At 58.3% G+C, this 19,441-nt stretch carries 15 protein-coding genes; 6 read left to right on the top strand and 9 right to left on the bottom strand.

Translation table 11 applies throughout. The features are described 5' to 3' along the window. The 5 genes from gspD to ACW8F6_RS08230 all read right to left on the bottom strand — a co-directional run bounded on the left by gspD (position 1) and on the right by ACW8F6_RS08230 (position 8,500). Positions 1–1,995 (bottom strand): type II secretion system secretin GspD, encoded by a 1,995-nt coding sequence (gspD, locus tag ACW8F6_RS08250; protein WP_491575379.1) that lies wholly within the window; start codon positions 1,993–1,995, stop codon positions 1–3. Between the two features lie 44 nt (positions 1,996–2,039). Next, complete coding sequence (gene gspC / locus ACW8F6_RS08245) at positions 2,040–3,017, bottom strand: type II secretion system protein GspC (protein WP_491575378.1); 978 nt, start codon at positions 3,015–3,017, stop codon at positions 2,040–2,042. A 138-nt stretch (positions 3,018–3,155) separates the two neighbouring features. Further along, positions 3,156–4,745 (bottom strand): hypothetical protein, encoded by a 1,590-nt coding sequence (locus ACW8F6_RS08240; protein WP_491575377.1) that lies wholly within the window; start codon positions 4,743–4,745, stop codon positions 3,156–3,158. A gap of 21 nt (positions 4,746–4,766) precedes the next feature. Continuing rightward, positions 4,767–7,283: a LamG domain-containing protein gene (locus tag ACW8F6_RS08235; protein ID WP_491575376.1), complete on the bottom strand. Its 2,517-nt coding sequence runs from the start codon at positions 7,281–7,283 to the stop codon at positions 4,767–4,769. Between the two features lie 11 nt (positions 7,284–7,294). Beyond that, a complete protein-coding gene (locus tag ACW8F6_RS08230) occupies positions 7,295–8,500 on the bottom strand; it encodes a hypothetical protein (protein WP_491575375.1) in 1,206 nt (401 codons plus the stop codon). 337 nt (positions 8,501–8,837) lie between these two features. Between ACW8F6_RS08230 and ACW8F6_RS08225 the strand changes: the two genes are divergently transcribed. From ACW8F6_RS08225 to ACW8F6_RS08200, 6 genes are all read left to right on the top strand, one after another. Continuing rightward, positions 8,838–11,504, top strand: coding sequence for an HzsA-related protein (locus tag ACW8F6_RS08225; protein WP_491575374.1), 2,667 nt, complete (start codon positions 8,838–8,840; stop codon positions 11,502–11,504). Positions 11,505–11,574: 70 nt separating this feature from the next. Further along, on the top strand, positions 11,575–12,348 hold the full coding sequence (locus ACW8F6_RS08220) for an SH3 domain-containing protein (RefSeq protein WP_491575373.1): 774 nt from the start codon (positions 11,575–11,577) through the stop codon (positions 12,346–12,348). Further along, on the top strand, positions 12,318–12,965 hold the full coding sequence (locus ACW8F6_RS08215; RefSeq protein WP_491575372.1) for an outer membrane beta-barrel domain-containing protein: 648 nt from the start codon (positions 12,318–12,320) through the stop codon (positions 12,963–12,965). Before ACW8F6_RS08220 ends, ACW8F6_RS08215 begins: the two co-directional genes overlap by 31 nt. 31 nt (positions 12,966–12,996) lie before the next feature. Continuing rightward, positions 12,997–13,482: a TlpA family protein disulfide reductase gene (locus ACW8F6_RS08210; RefSeq protein WP_491575371.1), complete on the top strand. Its 486-nt coding sequence runs from the start codon at positions 12,997–12,999 to the stop codon at positions 13,480–13,482. Then, positions 13,479–13,697 (top strand): DUF4266 domain-containing protein, encoded by a 219-nt coding sequence (locus tag ACW8F6_RS08205; protein ID WP_491575370.1) that lies wholly within the window; start codon positions 13,479–13,481, stop codon positions 13,695–13,697. Before ACW8F6_RS08210 ends, ACW8F6_RS08205 begins: the two co-directional genes overlap by 4 nt. After that, on the top strand, positions 13,684–14,874 hold the full coding sequence (locus ACW8F6_RS08200; RefSeq protein ID WP_491575369.1) for a DUF3570 domain-containing protein: 1,191 nt from the start codon (positions 13,684–13,686) through the stop codon (positions 14,872–14,874). The genes ACW8F6_RS08205 and ACW8F6_RS08200 overlap by 14 nt, the downstream gene beginning before the upstream one ends. Before the next feature lie 47 nt (positions 14,875–14,921). Here ACW8F6_RS08200 and ACW8F6_RS08195 read toward each other — a convergent pair whose 3' ends face one another. From ACW8F6_RS08195 to ACW8F6_RS08180, 4 genes are all read right to left on the bottom strand, one after another. Beyond that, the gene (locus ACW8F6_RS08195; RefSeq protein WP_491575368.1) at positions 14,922–15,821 is read right to left on the bottom strand and encodes a substrate-binding periplasmic protein; all 900 of its coding nucleotides are present in this window, start codon (positions 15,819–15,821) and stop codon (positions 14,922–14,924) included. Positions 15,822–15,837: 16 nt separating this feature from the next. Then, positions 15,838–17,586, bottom strand: a complete 1,749-nt coding sequence (locus tag ACW8F6_RS08190; RefSeq protein WP_491575367.1) for an aromatic amino acid hydroxylase — start codon at positions 17,584–17,586, stop codon at positions 15,838–15,840. A gap of 151 nt (positions 17,587–17,737) precedes the next feature. Then, positions 17,738–18,760 (bottom strand): DUF697 domain-containing protein, encoded by a 1,023-nt coding sequence (locus tag ACW8F6_RS08185; RefSeq protein ID WP_491575366.1) that lies wholly within the window; start codon positions 18,758–18,760, stop codon positions 17,738–17,740. Beyond that, positions 18,757–19,441: YcjX family protein (locus ACW8F6_RS08180; RefSeq protein ID WP_491575365.1), on the bottom strand; the 685-nt coding region annotated here is incomplete at its 5' end. The genes ACW8F6_RS08180 and ACW8F6_RS08185, both read right to left, overlap by 4 nt.

Raw genomic sequence — 19,441 nt, 5'->3', positions numbered from 1 at the left:
TTACTCGCCCGCGTCCTGTTGCTCGTTAGCGCCCGGCATAATAAACAGGCCCTGGTCGCGCGCTTCCCACTTTTGCATTTTGGTCTGTTTGCGATCCTGGAAAAACAGCTCGCTATCGCTGCCGGTTTTTTGCTGCAAGTCGTAGATGTAACGGTATTTTTCTGCGGTAGCACCGCGCAGGCTATCGTCATCGCGAATGATGGTCGCGCGAATAAACACCATCAGGTTGCTCTTAACGATTTTGGTGGAATCCGACCGGAACAGGCGACCTAATAAGGGGATGTCACCTAGCAGGGGCACTTTTTGCTCGCCCGTTTGCAAATCGTCTTTCATCAAACCACCCAACACCACCACTTCTCCATCGGCGGCCAGAATGCGCGTTTCGATGGTGCGCTTGTTGGTGATCAAATCGGAAGCCGACACAGAGGTGTTGCCGGCAATACTGGACACCTCTTGTTTGATTTCCATGACCACCGAGTTGCCTTCGTTAATGTGCGGCGTTACCTCCAGCATAATACCCACGTTCTCGCGCTGAATAGTCTGGAAGGGGTTGGTGCCGCCGGTGCCGCCGCCGGTGCCCGGATTGGAGTAAGAGCCGGTCACAAAGGGCACGTTCTGGCCCACGTTGATGGTGGCCGTGTGGTTGTCCGAGGTCAGCAGGCTGGGCGTGGACAAGATGTTGGCGTCGGTCTGCTTTTGCAGGGCGCTAAGCAACACGAGAAACTCGTTGTCGCCGCTCGAACCCAGCTGACCCAAGGTTTGACCCTCGACAGCGCCGGCCAGGCCCGCCAGGGTTCCGATCAAACTGCTCTCTTCATCTGTGGGATCGATACCGCCTGCGCCACTTAACGCGCCATTTTGCAGCGACGACGTACTAAAGGCGCCGTTGGCACTGTTGCCAAATAGCCACTGAATACCCAACTCTTTCGAGTTGTCGTCCAGCATCTCTACGATAATGGCCTCCACCAGCACCTGGGCGCGGCGAATATCCAAGCGCGCGATGACTGCTTTGAGCGATTCCAGTGTGGCCGGGTCTGCAGTGATCAGCAGCGAGTTGGTATCTTCGTCGGCTTCCACGCTGGTTTCAGTCGCGGTGGCGCCTTCGCCCTTGTCCATTTTGGACATGTTTTTAACCACGTTTGTCAGCACCGTGGCCACCTGCTTGGCCTCGGCGTACTCCAAGTAGATTACCTGGACGTTGCCGCTCTGCTGCTGGGGCATGTCCAGCCGGGCGATGAGTTGTTTTACCTTGGTGCGGGTCAGGTCGTCACCGGAAATTAAAATGCCGTTGGAGCGCTTGTCGGCCACCAGCATGGGCGCGTTGTCGTTGCCCGCCTTGCCGGCTTCTTGCCGTTGCAGCTGGGTTAAGATGCGCACCAAGTCTTCGGCGCCGGCGTGCTTGAGGTGCACCAGTTCAGTGGTAAATACCGCCGCCCGGTCGATGCGGTCAATCACATCCTGCAGGCGCGCAATATTGGCTTCGGTATCGGTGATGATAATGGCGTTGCTGGGGTCGTAGGCGGCCATGTGCGCGTGTTGTGGCACCATGGGGCGCAATACCGGCAGCGCCTTAGAGGCGGCCACGTTTTTCAGCTGGATCACCTGGGTAATCATGCCGTCGTTGCCGCGCTTGGCCGTGTCTTTCACTTCCAACGGCAGGCTACGCGCCTCTTTCGAGCTGACAATGCGGGTGACCTCGCCCGACTCGATGGCCGCGTAACCGTGCACATCCAACACCGCCAGAAACAGGTTGTAGAGCTCCTCGCCATCCATTTCCTTGGACGAAATAACCTTAATGCGGCCCTTAACGGAGGGGTCCACGATAAAGGTTTTGCCGGTGGTGTCGGCAACGTATTTGACCACTTCCTGAATATCGGCGTCTTTAAAGTTCACCGTATAGGTGGGCCCGGCCGCCTGCACAGAGAGCGTAAGCAGGCTGGTGGCCAGCAGCGCGCTGGCGAGGAAATGGGTGGTCTTGTGCACGGCTTTTTTCACAATAGTCTTCTTATTACTGTGTTAATCGTTGGCGGGCATTGGCCCTATTCCAGTGAAATTTTGATCTGCGTTTCTTCGCCACCGCGCAGTACGGTTAATGTGGCTTCGCGCGAACTGCGCAGCGATTTGGCAATGTTTACCGCGGTGGCGGCATCGGTCAGTGGCGTGCCGTTAACCGACGTCACCACATCGCCCGACTGAAGGCCGAGATTGTCGAATACACCGCGATCGCGGCCGGGCCTCACTTCGAAGCCCAGAATTTCGCCACCCGACCGCTTGAGGCTGATTTTGACCACATCGGCCAGCGACTGGGCGCTCAACTCGGGCATGTTGGCGTAGCGCTCGGCCACGTCCCGGGAAATCTTGGCGCTGCTGCGCATGGCGCGCGCCGGCTTGGGCGAGGCCACCGGTTTAGGCTTGGCCCGCTCCGATTCATCGTATAGCCACAGCAATTCATACCGTCCATTGTTTTCGATCACAATGCGATCGGCGAGCACTTTACTCAGCTTTACATTGGCGCCGCCCGGTAGGGCGTCGCCCACGGCATATAAATCCTGATTGGAGCCATTGGCAATAATGGCTTTATCCTGGCTGGCGTCGCCGGTGGCGATCACGCCCTGCAATTGCAGTTGCAACTTGGTTTCTTGGGCTTCGTCTTCTATGGATGGCGCCAGCTGCTCAACTTCCGGGGCTTCCGCCGCTTTGCCAAAGGGGTTCAACTGCGCAAAGGACTCGATGTCCAGCTCAGTTGCCGAGGGTTCGCGCGACAGCAGCGGCAAGTTAACTGACTGGCCCTCCGCCACAAAGGTCGTGGGCTGAGCGGCAAACAACCACACCAATTTAGCCAGGCTAAAGGTGAGCCAGAGGGCGAGCAACAGCAGGCCGGCGCGCTGCCACCAGACGGCAGGGATGGCACCCAGGCGGGCAATCATTGTGCTCAGGCCCGAGGGCAATTGCTTGGGCCAGGTTCCAGAAAAGGCGTTAATGGTCCGTTCCTCGATGATGTTATAGGGTTCTAGCATTCAAGGCGGGCACATCATAACAGGAGTTGTACCAAGCAGTTACCTCATACTGGCCCCGCCACTGCGGGCAGTGAACCGCAGATGCAAACAGGGGCTAGCAAGCTAGCCCCTGAATATGACAGAAGGGTGACAGAATAATCAAACTGGATTGGTATAGACACCGTCACAAATGGGTTCGAAGGCGGTCAACGCATCCAAATTGGTACCCAATCCGTTTTGCTGGAACTTGTCGGGATCGGTGAATTTATTTTGCTCACCGTGCAGCGCCATGTAATTCAGTACCACCGTCTCAACCAGCAAATTGACGTTGTTGGCCGCCACACTGGAGGCCGTTTCCACGTCGCCGCTGGCGCGCATCCAACCCAGCTGCCGGTGCGTTTCTTGCTCTTCCATGGTAGACCCCAACAATTGTGGCCGACCGCCTGGGTTGTACACCAGGAAAAAGGCCGAGGCGGTCTGCTGGTTGTCGCCGGTCCAGACACCCTTGCCGGCACCATCCACCGAGTTATCCAACATGCCGTTGCTGAACACCGAGCCGTCGGAGCAGACGTAGATCATTACCGGCACATTGCTCTTGGCAGCGTACTCCAAAACAGCGCCAATGCAGCGGCCGGCGCGCAAATCGCGGCGTTCGCCCGTGGCGCGATCGCCGGTGTGGTAGTCGTAGCCGCCCATGGTAATGGTGCCCGCACCGGCATAGCCGTTGATAACCATCTTGGCCACCGACGCGGTTTTACGGAATTCACCGTCGCCGGCAAACTCTTCTGCACTAAAGACGCCGCTGGGACCCACCAATAAGGGGTCTAGCTCGGGATTCAAATCGGCGGGATTTCCAAAGGTGTTGGCCAGATGCGCCGCTTTCACATACTGACAGCGCAGGGTCTCTTCTACTGCAGCCTGTTCAGGGGCGCTTAAGCCCGTATCGATACGGGCGATTTTTTTGTCGCTCACCCGGTACATGGTCTCCATGACCTTCACGATTTCGTCTTTGCTTAACAATTCCGTCAGGCTGCCCACGTCCACCAAACCAGTCACATCTGAGGGGCGATCCACCTTTGTGGGGCGCACGGCGGGGTCGATCATGGCCGCCGGTGCCATGGAGTTACCACCCGAATCCGAGGCGCGCGAGCCCACCAAGGCCACCAGATTGCCAAAGGCACCGGCGCGGTTAATACCGTACATGGGGTTGTGGGGGTTGTTGCCGGTGTCGTTTTCAGACCGCGCGGGAATAACGCAGCCATTAGTATTGGGCGCCGAGGTCAGCGCCTTTTCCAGAATGCCGCGCAGCATGGCGGAGTCGGAATGGAAACGCAGACCCAGGCTTTCATCGATAAAGTTTTCGGTACTGCTAGAGGGCAGCATATCGCCCGGCAGGCCCTGCTTGCCGTAACCGGCCGTGGACAAGAAATCCATCTGGCCGCCGCGCCCGCCAATCAGCACATTGGAGCCTGCGAAGTTGGCACCACCGGCCAAATCAAAGCAAATAAACGGAATTTTGCCCGCACCAGCCTTTGGGATGGCGCATTCATCCAGTTTTAATTCTAAATCCGGCGACAGCGCGCCCTGCGCACTGGCACTGATTAAACCCAAGGCCGTGCTGCCCACCACTGCGCCGGCACCCAGGCGAAAGCCCTGGGCGATCATGTCGCGGCGCGATACGGGGCGGTGCATGTTGGGCGTGATCAACGCCTCGTCTGGCTGAAAATCAGTTTTAAATTTCTTACTCATGGGATTCTCCTCCGGCCGGCCCTATTGCAACAACATCACAGCACTGCCAGTGGCGGCGGCGCAGACGGATTTAACGGTATTTAAGGTACGTTCCTGGGCGGTTTTGCAGTTTGTGCTGCAGGCACCGCTCATGTCGGTAATCAAGCGCTCCAGTTCCGTTTTCATTTCACCGGCATTGGGCTGATCGTCCAGTACCGCATTGCCGGTATCGGGCACGGTGGTGAAGCTGTGAGCCAGCAAGTTTGTAAGCAGCGGGTCGATGATTTGGTCGCGCTTGGCTTGGCTGTCAAAGGCGGTGCTAATCCCCGCACTGAAATTAAAGCCCGGGAAGTAAGCGGCGCGGCGCGTTGTGTCGTCCACCAACTCGTTGCAGTACTGCACCGCCAACTGGGTGATACCCATTTGGTGCGCGGCCAAGAAGCCGTTGGGGTCTTCGGCCGTGGGCATTTGCTGCTTCACCTGTTCAAACAGCGCCGCCACGCGGCTGTTGGTGCGCGGTATGCCCGTCAGCGCCGCCAAGCTCGCATCAATTTCTTCGTAGTGGCGCAGACCAATTGCCGCTTGACCGGTAATGTCGGCCGGCGCCGAAGGCGGCAAAGGATCGGCTTCAACGCGTACGAAGGTGGTATCGCCCAGCTGATCAAAGGTCAGGAAGAACTGGTCGCTGGTGGGGCCTTTGTCCAAGGGGATCACCGTGCCCAAGGCTGACAACTGCAAGCCGGCGCTGGTGTAGTTGGCGCTGCTGATGCTCATATCCAGCTTGGCGTAGGCCTGGCCCACGCTAGCCTCCTGGCCATTCACGCCCACCCGCATGCCTTTCAAAGCAATGGCCGCCGCCGGTGTGGCGTTGGCGTCCAAGCTGATAAAGAAAGGCGCATTAAACAGGTAGCTGTAGTTATCAAACTGTTGCACTTCAAACACCACATAGGCATCGGCCATGTCGATCACATGCGAAACGCTAAACAGCAGGAAGAATTTCTCCCCCACGCCGGCGTCGTAGTTCGTTTGAATATCCTCGGCGCTCAAGGCGCGGTTGTGGATCGCCAGCAGTCGTACCGAACCCAACCAGGGGTCGGTATTGCCCACTTCGGAACCCAGTGCCAGCGCAAAGCTGCTGTCCCAGTTGGCCAAGGTACCGCCCGCCAAACTGTCGGTTTGGCTCACCAACTCGCCGTTGACGTAAATCCGGCGGCCGTTGATAGGATCGTAGTTCATCACCACGTGCTGCAAGGTGGCCTGCAGTACTTCATCGGCATCAGGGGTCGACAACAGCGGCATGCCGTTGGCGTCGTTGCCAACCGAGTTGCGAATGGCGAAATCGTAGTTATACAGCGTTTGCCCCAGGGTGAAGTTACGGCTGTTCACACCGCCGGAGTAGGTAATGATCCGCGCCGGCCCGTCCTGCGTGACATTTTCGGGCACCACCCAGGCCTCCACCGAGAATTCGCCGGTGGCCGTGAGCAGATCGTACAATTTGCGGCTGCTGGCGGTAGAGCCCTGGGCCTTGCCGCCATTGAACTTCACGCCCCAGGCGCCCAGCCACTCGTAGGCGCCCGACAAAGTCAGGTCGAGCGAAGGCTGAACGCCCGAAGTATCAAACGCGGTGGAACCGGAGCCGGTTTTGAACTGGTACAGGGCGATCAGGTTGGTTTCTACGCGCCCGCCGGCCGAGGCCACGATACCATCTTCGGCCAGGTTCAACGCCTTAGAGATAACCAGATCGGGGTTCACGGCCACCGGTTCGATGCTGTCGGCAAAGGTCTGAATCGCCGCTTGCATCTCTGTGGCGGCCGCCGGGCAGTTATTGTTCCAGCAGTTGTGGAACTCGTCGCGCAAGCGCACCACCAAGCGGGAGTTTTGCGGGGTGTCCAGGTTGATACGCGAGCGCGCAGCATCGTAGGAAGTTTGTGCGTCCGACTCGCCAATAAACGGTTGTTGCTGATTGGCCGAACCGCTGCTGTGGCAATTGCTGCAATAGGCGGTCAGCAGATCGTGGACCGGCTCAAAGCCATCCGGCGTGGCGGGAAAGCTTTTGCTTTCGCCCACATCTTTGAGCGCCGGGGCGGTCAAAATCACCGTGTTCGACACCGAGCCCGAAGCCTGCGCCCAGCGGGTAATTAGCACCGTCATCTCATCGGCACAGGCGCTGGCTTCGGTTTTCCAGCAGTTGTGACCGCCGCCCACCTTAGTCACTAGGCGCGAGGCCGCCGGATTACTTAAATCCACCAGGGTATTGGCTATGGCGTAGGCTTCGTTGACGTCATCGCGGCGCACAAACTGGGGCGACTGGCCGTTTTCGATGTGGCAGGCACCGCAGCGGTCTTCGCCCACCAGGTTGTCCCACACGTTGATCTTAAAGCTTTGCACATCTTCGGTTTGCGGGGCGGGGCCGGTATAGACAAAGCCGCCGCCGCTACCGCCGGCATTGGGGTTATTGTTTGCGGTAGTGCCCGCACCTGAACCGCCGCCACAGGCGCCCAGCGCCAACAGTGCAACGGGAATCAGGGCGCGGCCGAGCATTGCTATGGAAATCTTCATGTTCGCGTCCCTTAATCGTTCAGGCAGTATTCGGCAGATTCGGCGAATACCTGTTTTAACTGGTAATTGCCGGCTTTAAAGCTGGCCACCATGTCGGTTACGGCGGTGCGATCGGCCGCATTGCCGGGCTCGCGCAGACACACCGTCTGAAACACCTTTTTCACCTGGCACTGGGCGAAGGCATCGGAGTGGGCCAGTTCCATACCCATACTTTTTGCCCCATTGCCTGTGCCCGCCAGTGAGCTGTCCCAGCCCAGCAGTTTATTTTGGCCTTCGCGCCAGTAGTTGCTCCACTGATCATCCGGCGTCACAAAACCGTAGGGGAAGGTGGCGCTGTTTATGTGGTACTTAGCCTGAACGCGCGTACCGGTTTCTGGATCGGTTTCACCGCTGCTGTTGTAGACCAGCCGCCCGTTTTCACCGGTCAGGTCATTGTCAGCATCGTATTCGTAGTTGTAGTAGGCAAAGGCCTGGGCCATTGGGTCCATACCACTGTGGCAGCCGATGCAGTTGTTGTTAAACACCCGGCTGTCGCCACCGGGGCTGCGGCTGACATCCTGGCGAATGCGATCGGGCGTGCGGGTAATGTCGTGCACCTGCTCCAGATCCATACACAGGTGATTCATCAGCGTGAAGCGAAACATGGCCCGGTTGGTGCCGGCGATGAAAAACGCTTTGGCCGCCGCACGGGTGGTCATCAAGCCTGCCGTTGCCGGTGCTTCCAAGCCTGTCACTTCAGTTTGAGTGCGGCGTTCGAGGCCGTCGATCAGGTTGGCGCCGCTGGCGTACAACTGACGGTAGTGCTCATTGTTGTCGTTGGCGTAGGCGGGCAGTCCCAAGCTGTCTTTGCCCACGTAAATGACGTTGTCGTAAAGCGCAGTTCGGAAATCCGCGTCGTCGCGCACCAGGCCAATCACCGTCGCCACGTAATCGTTAAAATCGCGGAACACATCGCCATCGCGGTTGGTGGCCGGCATAAACATGTTTTTCAGCGTCACCGCGTAAAAGCCGTTATTGTCCATCGCTTTTTGGGCTGCACTGGCCACGTCGTTGGCCTGAATATCATTGGCCATCTCCAACAAGACAGTCTCTGATGGCGGCACACCGGCGATGCGGTCGTGAATGCGCTTTGCCGCTTCGCGGGGCCCGGCCTGGACACTGGCTACCGCCAGCGCCGCGCCGGCCAACAGCGCTATTTTAAAAGTAAGGTGTTTCATGGGATTCGGATTCCTGGCTCGCTAGGTACATTCTATGATGCTTTGCTGAGCGACAGTTTGCGGTTGGTGGGTCGCAAGCTACCGCCGGTCAGCGGTCACTTCCAAGATGTGACAGGGTTCTAATAATTGAACAGCAACGCTTTCTAAATCATTGGCAACTGGAACACTGTACCAAGTAACACAACAGAAATTTGCGAATGCTGTGCAAAATGTGTCCGGCGTCACACGCCGTAAAGGCATAAAACTTTTAGATAACCCCGCCAAGATAGATACAATGCCACTGGCCGAAACGCGGCCTTTTCGCACACCGCGGTCATTTTTGAGATAAAACACCCCTATGTTGTATAGCGCGCCCACCAAATACACCACCCTGGCCCTGCTCGCGCTGTTGGCCGTTACCGGCTGCAGCAGTAAAACAGAAACGGGCGAAATCGACGATATTGAACCCGATCCCGTGGTGCTGGACATTCCGCTGGCCTATATCGAGCGTCCCATTCCCGTGGATGAAGACGGTAATCGCGTGGAAGACGACCTACTGATGCCACAGACCTTTATGCCGGGCGCCGTTCTATATCTGAAGGACCGAGCCGCCAGCTCCGCACCGCGGGTAGACATCACCTCGCAAGCCTGGGAAGTGGATGACCTCTACGACGTGAAGGACATCAGCGCCTCCTATGATGGTGAGCGCTTACTTTTTGCCATGCGTGCGCCCGAACTGGAAAATGTCGACGAGGAAGATCAGCCTAAATGGAATATCTGGGAATACGATATTCCCTCGGCTACCCTGCGCCGGGTAATTGCAGATGATATTCAAGCTGAGGTGGGCCACGACGTGGCGCCGCGCTATTTGCCCGGCGTCGAGCGCAAAATTGTGTTTGCCTCCACCCGCCAGACCCGCTCGCGCGCCATTTTGCTAGACGACAACAAGCCCCAGTTTAGCCATTTGGACGACGGCCGCGACGAGGCCGCGTTTGTACTGCACGTTATGGACAACGACGGCACCAATATCCAGCAGCTCACCTACAACCAGTCCCACGACTTTCAGCCCAGTCTACTGCCCGATGGCCGCGTGCTCTACAGCCGCTGGGATCGCATGACTGGCAACGACCAGCTGAGTTTCTACGCGGTGGACCCCTACGGCATGAACCAGTCGTTGATTTACGGCTACCACAGCCAAAATACCGGCACCAACGACACCGAGGCCTTTTTTGTACGGCCCCAGCAAATGCCCGACGGGCGCATCTTTGCGATACACAGGGGGCGCCAGAGCCAGGAGTATGGCGGTGCGCTGGTGGCGGTGGACATCGACAACTATGTGGCCGCCGACCAACCCGTGAGCGGCGGTACCGGTACCACTGGCCAGGCCAGCGTCTACCCGCTGGCCATCACCACCGACGACAGCCTATCGGTGAGCGGTATTTTTCACTCCGCCAGTCCCTTGTTTGACAATACCGATCGTATCATCGTGAGTTGGAGCCGCTGCCGGGTGATTAACCCTGCCAACGGTCTACCCACTAGCTGCTCGGAAGCCACAGAACCCTCGGCCGAACGCGCCGATCCGCTCTACGGCATCTACATGTTTAACCCCACAGCGGGCACCCAACAGCCCATTTTGCTGCCCGTCGAGGGCCGTATGCTGGTGGAGCCAGTGCTGTTGATTCCGCGGACCCCCGACAACCTAATTCCGCCGCCGGTGGCCGATATCGATTACGATGCCAGCTTGGCCGAGGCCGGCTTGGGCGCACTACATATTAAAAGCGTGTACGACTTCGACGGCACCGACAGCGTGGGCATTGAAACTATTCGCGACCCCGCCAATTGGCCGGCACTGACCCGACCGGCGCGCTTTTTACGACTGGTCAAAGCGGTCTCCATTCCCAGCGATGAGGTTTTAGACTTCCCCAACTCCGCCTTTGGCCGCTCCGCCGCCAACGGCATGCGCGAAATTCTGGGCTATGTACCCATCGAGCCAGACGGCTCGGTGATGGTGAAGGTACCGGCCGATGTGGCCTTCACCTTTGACGTGGTCGACGAACAGGGACGGCGCGCCTTTCCACGGCACAACAACTGGCTGCAGTTGCGCGCCGGCGAGCAGCGCAGCTGTAACGGCTGCCACACCCGCCAAAGCGAGCTGCCGCACGGCCGGCCCGATGCCGAAGCCGCCTCGGCCAACCCGGGCGCGCCTACCACCGGCACTCCCTTCCCCAACACCGCACCAGCACTGTTTGCCGATATGGGTGAAACCATGGCTCAAACCTTTGCACGCATCAACGGCCTGCGCACCCCGAGTGTAGATATCGACTACACCGATGACTGGACCGATCCGGCGCTGCTGACCCCCGAAACAGGCTTCAGTTGGGCTTACAGTGACCTATCGACCGGCCACCCCGCCGGCGCTGGTTGCGGCATGAGTACCACACCCTGGTCCGCACAGTGCAGAGTTACCATCCACTATCCGGACCACATTCAACCCCTTTGGACAGTGGCGCGCGCCAACCCCGCCGATGCCATGGAGGACTGGACCTGCACCGCCTGTCACACAGACCGAGACGCCATGGGCGCGACGCAGGTGCCGGCGGGCCAACTGGATTTGCGCGCGGAGCCCTCTCCCGACCAGCAGGACCATTTCATTGGTTACCGAGAATTGCTGTTTAACGACAATGAACAAGAAGTAGTAGACGGCGCTTTGATCGACCGGCTGATACAGGCGGTGGACGGCAATGGCGATCCGATCTTTGAAACCGACGAAGACGGCAATCTGATTTTGGACGGCAACGGCGACCCCATTCCGGTAATGGTCACCATTACCGTGCGGGCCTCCATGAGCGCCAACGGCGCTAACAGCAGCAACCGGTTTTTCAACAAGTTTGAGCAGACGCCGGGCCCAGACGACACCGTCGATCACCGTGGCTATTTAAGCGAGGCGGAGCTGAAACTGATTTCCGAATGGCTGGATCTAGGTGCTCAGTACTATAACAATCCCTTTGCGGTGCCTGTAAACTAACCGACCCACGGGCGGCCCCGGCCGCAAACTCAATAATAAACAGCTGGCGAATGTTTGGATGTGGCTTAGCGTGACTCAATTTCGGATCGGGGCCCTGGTAGCTCTACTTCTATTGCCCCTGTCTGCTACGGCCGAGACCGACGGCGGCTGGCTCGACTGGTTTGACGAGGCGCCGCCGCTGGTGGTCACCGTCAACGACGCCTACCTGGAAATGCGCACCGGCCCCGGGCGCGGCTACCCCGTCTATCACATTGTCGAAAAGGGCGAGCCAATTACGCTGCTGAAAAAGCGTACCGACTGGGTAAAGATAGAAGCCAGGCGCGGCCAGCAGGGCTGGGTGTACCGCAAGGCGCTGGCACTGACGCTGGGCCCAGATCAGCAACCCGTCACCCTAATGGCCAGCGGCCGCGAGCTGTACGAAAATCACGATTGGGAAATTGGCGTCACGCTGGGCGACTTCGGTGGGGCCGATTCCCTGACCCTGTACACCGGCTATCGCTTTGCCCCCAACTTAATGGCGGGCCTGAGCCTGAGCCAGGCCACCACCCGCGTGGCCGACTCCAAGCTGGCCTACCTGCGCCTGCAGCATCAGCCCTGGCCGCACTGGCGGGTATCGCCCTTTTTTGAGTTGGGCGCAGGCGTGATTCAGTCGCAGAAACGCTCGGCTTTGGATCAGCCTCTGGACGCCACCGACAGCAGCCTGCTGATTGCCACCGGCCTCAACGTTTACCTAAGCCGTCGCTTCAATGCCCGGCTGGAATACAACAACCACAAAATTCTCACAAGCCGTGACGAAAACGAGGAAGTGCACGAATGGAAATTAGGTTTCAACGTTTTCTTCTAAGCAGCCTGCTGCTTGCCGGCTGCGCCGCGACCCAGGCGCAGGACGACACCCAATCGGTGCTGGACAAAATTGTCACGCCCGACATGGAGCGCAGACACATTGAAGAAGACCAACTCGACACCGAAGACTTCGAGCTTGGCGCCTATTACGGCTACATGAGCATTGAAGATTTTGGCGGCAGCTGGGGCTGGGGCCTGCGCGGCGCTTACCACATTAACGAAGACTTTTTCCTGGAAGTAAACTACGGCCAGCACACCGCCGGCATTAGCACCCTGGAAATTGGTGGCGGCTTGCCGGCGCTTACCGATGCCGAGCGCGAGTTGCAGTATTACGATTTGAACTTGGCCTACAATCTGTTTCCCGGCGAGGTGTTTATCGGCGATAGCCTGGCCTTTAACTCCACCTTTTACATTGTCGGCGGCGCGGGCAATACCACCTTTGCCGAAACACAATTTTTTACCTACACCTTTGGCGCAGGCTACAAGGTTTACCTGACCGACTATTTGGATTTCAGTATTGACGTGCGCGACCATGTGTACGAGCGCGAATTACTGGGTTTTAACAAAAAGTGGGTGAACAACTTGTCCACCAATGTGGGCATTAATATTTTCTTTTAACGGTGCAACTCCGAACTGCATGAGGTGACCTATGAAGTACCTGTTTCTATCTTTCGCGCTGTTGCTCAGCGGCCTGAGTCACGCCACCGAACCCTTGTCCGGCCCGGCCCCCGACTTCACCTTAAAAAGCCGCGACGGTAAAAACGTGCGCCTGTCCGACCTGCGCGGCCAAGTAGTGATGCTCAACTTCTGGGCATCCTGGTGCGGTCCCTGCCGGCAGGAAATGCCCCTGCTGGATGAGCTGTCCAAGCGCTATAGCCGCGCCGGTTTTACCCTGCTGGGCGTCAACGTGGAGCAGGACACAGCTGCCGGCGAAAAATATTTGCAAGATACACCGGTTAGTTTTCCCATCCTGTGGGACCCCACATCCCAGGTGAGCCAGTTGTATAACATCGACGCCATGCCCAGCACGGTGATGATCGATCGCGACGGCAAGATGCGCTACCTGCACCGCGGCTACAAACCCGGCTACGAAAAAGATTACAAAAAGCAGATCAAAGAGCTGATTCGCGAATGAGAAAACTAGTGCTTGCCTGTCTGGCGCCCCTGGCGGTGGCTTGTAGCAGTGTTGAACCCTGGGTTAAACCCTATGAGCGCCAACATTTAGCCGACCCCATTATGGCCATGGATCGCGACCCAGTAGCCACGCAATACCTCAACCACGTATACGAAGCGCGCGAGGCCGCGCGCGGGGCCGAAGGCGGTTCGGGAGGCGGATGTGGCTGTAACTAGATACCTTGCGCACATAAAAAAGCCCGCCCTGTTCGGCGCGCTATTGCTCGCGCCGTTAATGGCCCAGGCCGCCGTTTTACCTGAAGACCGCATTGATGTGCTGTACCACGGCTACGACGGCGGCGGCGCCGAGATTACCGGCCCCTCGGTACTGGTGCGCAAGCAATTTGCCGATACAGTTTCAATCTACGGCAACTATTATGTAGACATGGTCTCCAGCGCCTCCATCGACGTGGAAACCACCGCCAGTGCCTATACCGAAGAGCGCACCCAAACTTCGCTGGGTGTCGATTATCTGGTGGGTAAGACCACCATGAGCCTGGGCGCCACCCAATCCAAAGAAAATGACTACGACGCTACCACCTACGGCTTTGGCATCAGCCAGGATTTCTTTGGCGACCTAAGCACCCTCGGGCTGGGCGTTTCCTTTGGCGACGACGTGGTGCGCCGCAACGGCGATGACGAATTTGAGGACGAGGCCAAACGCACCCGCTACAACTTGAGCTACTCGCAGGTCATTACCAAAGACATGATTGCCGGGCTGAATTTTGAATCGGTCATCGACGAGGGCTTTTTAAATAATCCCTACCGCAGCGTGCGCTACTGCGTACAGGGCGACGCCAGTAACTGCGCCTCGGCCAGCAACGAAAGCGAGCTCTACCCACGCACGCGCAACAGCGATGCAGTGGCCCTGCGGGCAAAGTACTACCTGCCCTACCGCGCCGCCGTCAAATTTGAAGCGCGCGCCTACCAGGACAGTTGGGGTATTAAAGCCCACAACTGGGAGCTCAAATACGTACACCCCATCGCCGATCAATGGCTACTTGAAGCCAAATACCGCCAATACAACCAAACCAAGGCCGCCGATTTTTACGCCGACCTGTTTGACTTCAAAGAGGCCACCAACTTCCGCGCGCGCGATAAGGAGCTCAGCCAGTACACCAATACCAATATCGGCCTGGGCGTGACCTACGAGGTGCGCGCTGGCTGGCTATCCTGGTTCGACCGCACCACGGCCAACGTCTACTGGGACTACATGATGCTGGACTACGAGACCTTCCGCGACGCGCGCCAATCCGACGCTCGCTTTACCGACGACCCAGTGGCGCCCGGCCAAGAGGACCCCTACGCCCTCAACGCCCACGTACTGCGTATTTTTGTGTCTTTCTGGTATTAACCGCGCCAAAGCATTTAGAAACCTAAGCCCTAACAAGCCGCGGCTTGTTAGGGTTGGTTGCCCACTCCGTCCTTTTCCGGGCACATATCCCACCACCACAAAGCTTTGCGACACAGTGGGGTGTCGTCGGGCAACAACGGGTTTTCCAGTAAAATCACCCGTCGTTGCGCCAATCCTAGCGACGCGATAAGTTCGCCAAAGTGGGCGTGAAAAATGGCGTCGAATTCGCCACTGGCCAAGAGGATTTCAAGCCCGCGCTCAATGGCCAGAGCCAGCGATTCATCTTGGCGATTGACAAAGAAATACAGCGCCGCTGGGTACTGAATCAGCAGGTTTTGATCCAGCATCAGTTCTCGATTGCCGTAGCGTTTTAGCTCATCGCCAACCTCTGTGACTGAGCGGGGAAAGACATCAAATCGCCCCGCAGCCAACATGCGAAACAGCGACGCATAGGAACTGCCGGGTACCACTGTCAGGCCGTTGTGCGTGAGAATTTGGGTATCCGTCCAGGCGTACAATTGCCCGACGCTGTAGGTGGATAGTTGCGCCAGGTTGTGTACGTCTGCCAACAGGTTGGGCTCACGGGTGCGAATCAGTGCCAGCCGATTCCCCATCAAACCTTTGTGTAGCGGAATGCGAATCGCTCGGTGCTGTTGTTCGCGATCGCGGCTGGTCATGCTCCACACCACATCAACACCGCGCCGACGCGCTAAATTGGAGAAATTACGGGCTTTAGGCGACGCCCGGGCGCTGGGCTGGATTATGTAATTTTCGCCACTCAGTTGCAGCGCCCGTTGCAGGAGTTTCACCGGATATTGGGCGCGCCAATCTTGTTGCGACTGAGGATAGACCACCACCCGAGCAGTGTCCGGTTCACTCCAGGCGCGCGGGGCCAGCCCCAAGGTAAGCCAAAGCACCGCCAATACGCCCACCGCTTTACTGCCCATGTCTGATACCCCGGGGCTAACTCAATCGGGACAGACCTGTTTGAATCAGCTGATTGTGCTCTGCAGATAGCCCGCGAAGATCCTCTAACTCGCGACGAAGCTGCTGGGCCAGCTCGCCACTGGCTAGCTCTAAACATTCAAAGCGTAGCAGCCATTCTTTAGGGTGCTCATGCAATTGGAGGTAAAATTGCTGGAGCCAATCCGCGCTGATAGGCCGCTGTTCACGGGCGTCGCGCAGCTGCTGGTACAGGGCGAAAACTGCCTGCTCTTGGGCCGTGTAGCTGGGCCGCAGCGTTTCAGTGGCGGGCGGCTGTTGGTACAGGCGGTAGCGGTCTTTGTCGGCGGTGCCGCCGTACACGCTGGTAATACGCTCACCCACCGCCATGTCGTACTGGCCCCAACTGGGATCGAACAAGGTGTCGCCCGGTTGGCCATTGGCGCGCATGGGCGCCACTACGCGACAGTCGCTGAACGAAAACAAAATATTTTTGTGGTCTCGTCGCTCCACGTGATCGAGTACACCCTCCACATGCACGCCCGACACAAAGTCCAGCACCACCCGCTCGCCCACGCGGATACCCGCACTTTTCAACTCATCCATGGTGTATTCAGACAGGCAGCGCGGCAAATCCTTGATGTTGCCCACGGGCGATCCAAAACCTTGCGCGTGATAGTCGATTCCGTGGCCGTGTAATTCGCGGTTGCCCCAAGCCAGTTGTGTGGGCCCCTCGGTACCCACGTAGATGAGGTTGTCCATGGCGTCGGTGAGGCCGCGCACCCATTTGCCGCTCACCTGAAGTCCGCTGTTATACACCGCCGTACTCACGGTTTTGCAGGCGATGGCCTTGCGCAACGACGCAGCTCCGCCCCGGCGAAAGGCCATGCCATCGGCAAAGGCTTCCAGCACCTGGGTTAAATGCTTACAGCTCTTGGTAACAAACAACTGGGGCTGCTCGCGGGTAATGTCGTAGGGTGTATTGATGGCATCGACGGTCAAAGGCAGTTTGCGCACTCGGCTGTCGTCCAGGCAATTGACACCCTCGCCCAACGACGACAGTAGACCGGCGCCGTAGATTTTGTAGTCGTCCAACTCGCCCACCAACCCGTACTCCACCGTCCACCAGTGCAGCCGCGACAGCAGGCTGGCCTCCGATGGCGCCTCGGCGGCATTATGTTCTAAGGCGGCCGTCAAGGCGGCTTCGGCGGCGGCAATATCCTCGGCACTGGAGCGGGTGCACTCTTTAACGATACTCAGTGTGCGAATGGCTTCGTAGACGGCGTAATCGCTAGCGGTGGACAGCGCCTTCATACCCACTTCGCCAAACCGCTGGAGAAACTCGGCGTAATCCACATCCACGATAAACGGTGCATGGCCGGCCGACTCGTGCACAATGTCTGGCGCCGGGGTGTACAGCATGTGATCCACCGCACGCATATCCAAGGCAATCACCAAAATCTTGCGGGCCTGAAATTCCATAAAAATGGCCGGCGGGATAAAGCCGTCGACCACTACGGCCTGCCAGCCAATTTTCTCCAAACACTGGTTCATGTCATCGATGGAGGGAATGTGATCCAAACTAATACCAGTTTTGCGCAGCCCCTCCAGATAAACCGGGTGGGCGTGCTCTGCCAGGTGCTTGGCCAGCGCCAGTAACAAAAAGCGCCAGACTGCGTGATCGCGAGGCGTGTATTGGTTGTAGTCCTGAACTTTCACAAACTGGCGCAGGTGCGAAGGCAGGCTGGCGATGATTTCCTGCTGGGTCATAACAACTCCTGGAAGGGGCAAATACTGACATTACTGCTTTCCAGTATAGGGGCTGAGAGATAAAGTTTTGTGCCTATATCTGCCCTAGAACCGTCATTTTCAGCAAAGAAACACCGACAATAATCAGAATATCGGTGACTTCATACCAGCCCTAAGAAATTCCGTCATCCGCTTCGAGCTGCTTGAACAAGTCTTTAAACACGGAGCCCGGGCGCGGCTTAGTGGCCTCGCTAAATGCCAGAGGCCGGCACAGAGCCATGGCCTGCACCCCAATGCGGTAGGTGTACAAGCCGGCGGAAAAGCCCTGCGCCACACGCCCCGACAAACGGGTGAGCACAGCGTGCGACAGCGTCTCGCCGGCCAGCTCGGTTCCCAGCTCAATGGCGCCCAGCGCAGCAATTTGCCGATACACTTGCACCAACAACTTCGCGGCCAGAAACGGGCTGGCCGGCAGGCCATAAGCCGCTGCAATCCTCGCCACCAGGGTTAGATTGCCGGCGAGCACCATAAACACATCCAACGCTAGAAACGGGCTGGCAGCCACCGAGATGGCACTGCGCCGGGTGGCGACCACCAATGCCCGATGAGCCACCCCGTCGCAGCTCTGGGCCAGCTCTCGATCCAGATCCTGCAGACGCTCAGTGTTGTTGGCGTAGTCGCCCAAGCGCGCGGGTTGTGCATCAAACACCGATTGCAGTGAGGGCGCCAATGCCAGTACTCCCTGCCGGTAGCGATCGTAGCCTTCGCCCCCCGCCGCCAGCACGTCGGCCTGCGCCCGCAGCTTGGCCAATTGATCAATGCGCTGGCTGTTGCGGCGTGCGCGCCAGAGCCCACGCACCAGCCACGCCCCCGGCACGCCCACAAGGACAGCGGCCAACGCACCCAGCAGCCAGTGAATCGACCAGGCACCAGTCACCATCAGCGCCGTTTGCAAGGCCGCAAATGCCAGTACAAAAGCCCCTAGTGCTTTGGCTATACCTCCCCAGGCCAGCAGGTTAAAGCCTGCGGGAGCCTGGGATTGCCAGCTGTCGGTATCTGCGATATCCGGCGCTGGCTCGACCAGCTGCAGGTTTCTTTTTTCGGCGTCCGACAAAGGCACCAGCCAGGGGCTCTCGGTACCAGTATTGGTGCGGTCAGTACCGCCGGATTGCTCGCGGCCAGAGGTCGGTTTCACTCCAGGGACTCCTTCAGCAGTTGCTGGCACAATTGCGCCATATTGATTTGCGGCCAAGTCTGCTGCGAGGGCGGCAGCAAGGTGGGCGGTTGCAGCTTGGGGGGTTGCCAGCCGTTTAAAGCCCGCCAGTCGCTATCGGTGGGCCAGCCCCTGGGCAGCGTGGGGTGCTGGAGCCAGGCGGCGTCGGCGCCAGCATTTACGACTAACGCCGGCTCGCCCTGCCTGCTACCCAACTGCGTACAGGCCACCGCCGCTAACTCCAAGTGATCAACCTGGGTCGATTCAAAGCGCGCCGCCTGCACCGATTCGGCCACCAGCGCTCGCATCAGATCGGCCATCTGCGCGCGCTGCTGCGGCAGCACGCAATCGAGCTTGGTCGCAATGAATGTGAGCTGCTCCACTTTAGGCGCCAACAGTTTATCCAGCCAACCGTTCTGGCCGTAGCTGAACAACTGCAACACCCGCGCTAGCGAACGCCGCAACTCATCCAGGCTCTGCCGCCCCTGGCCCAGACTGCCCAATAAATCCACCAACACCAATTGGTGATCAACCTGTAAAAAGACGTCTTCCAAAAACGGTTTCACAAAGCCCGCCACATAGTGATCGTAGCGCTGTTGCATCGCCATCCACCAAGAGTTCGGAGGCGCGTCATCGAGCTTGTGACCATAGCCGCCCAAGAGC

Source organism: Simiduia sp., assembly GCF_058345725.1.
The sequence above is the reverse complement of the archived record's forward strand: the minus strand, read 5'-3'. Positions and strand labels throughout refer to the sequence as shown.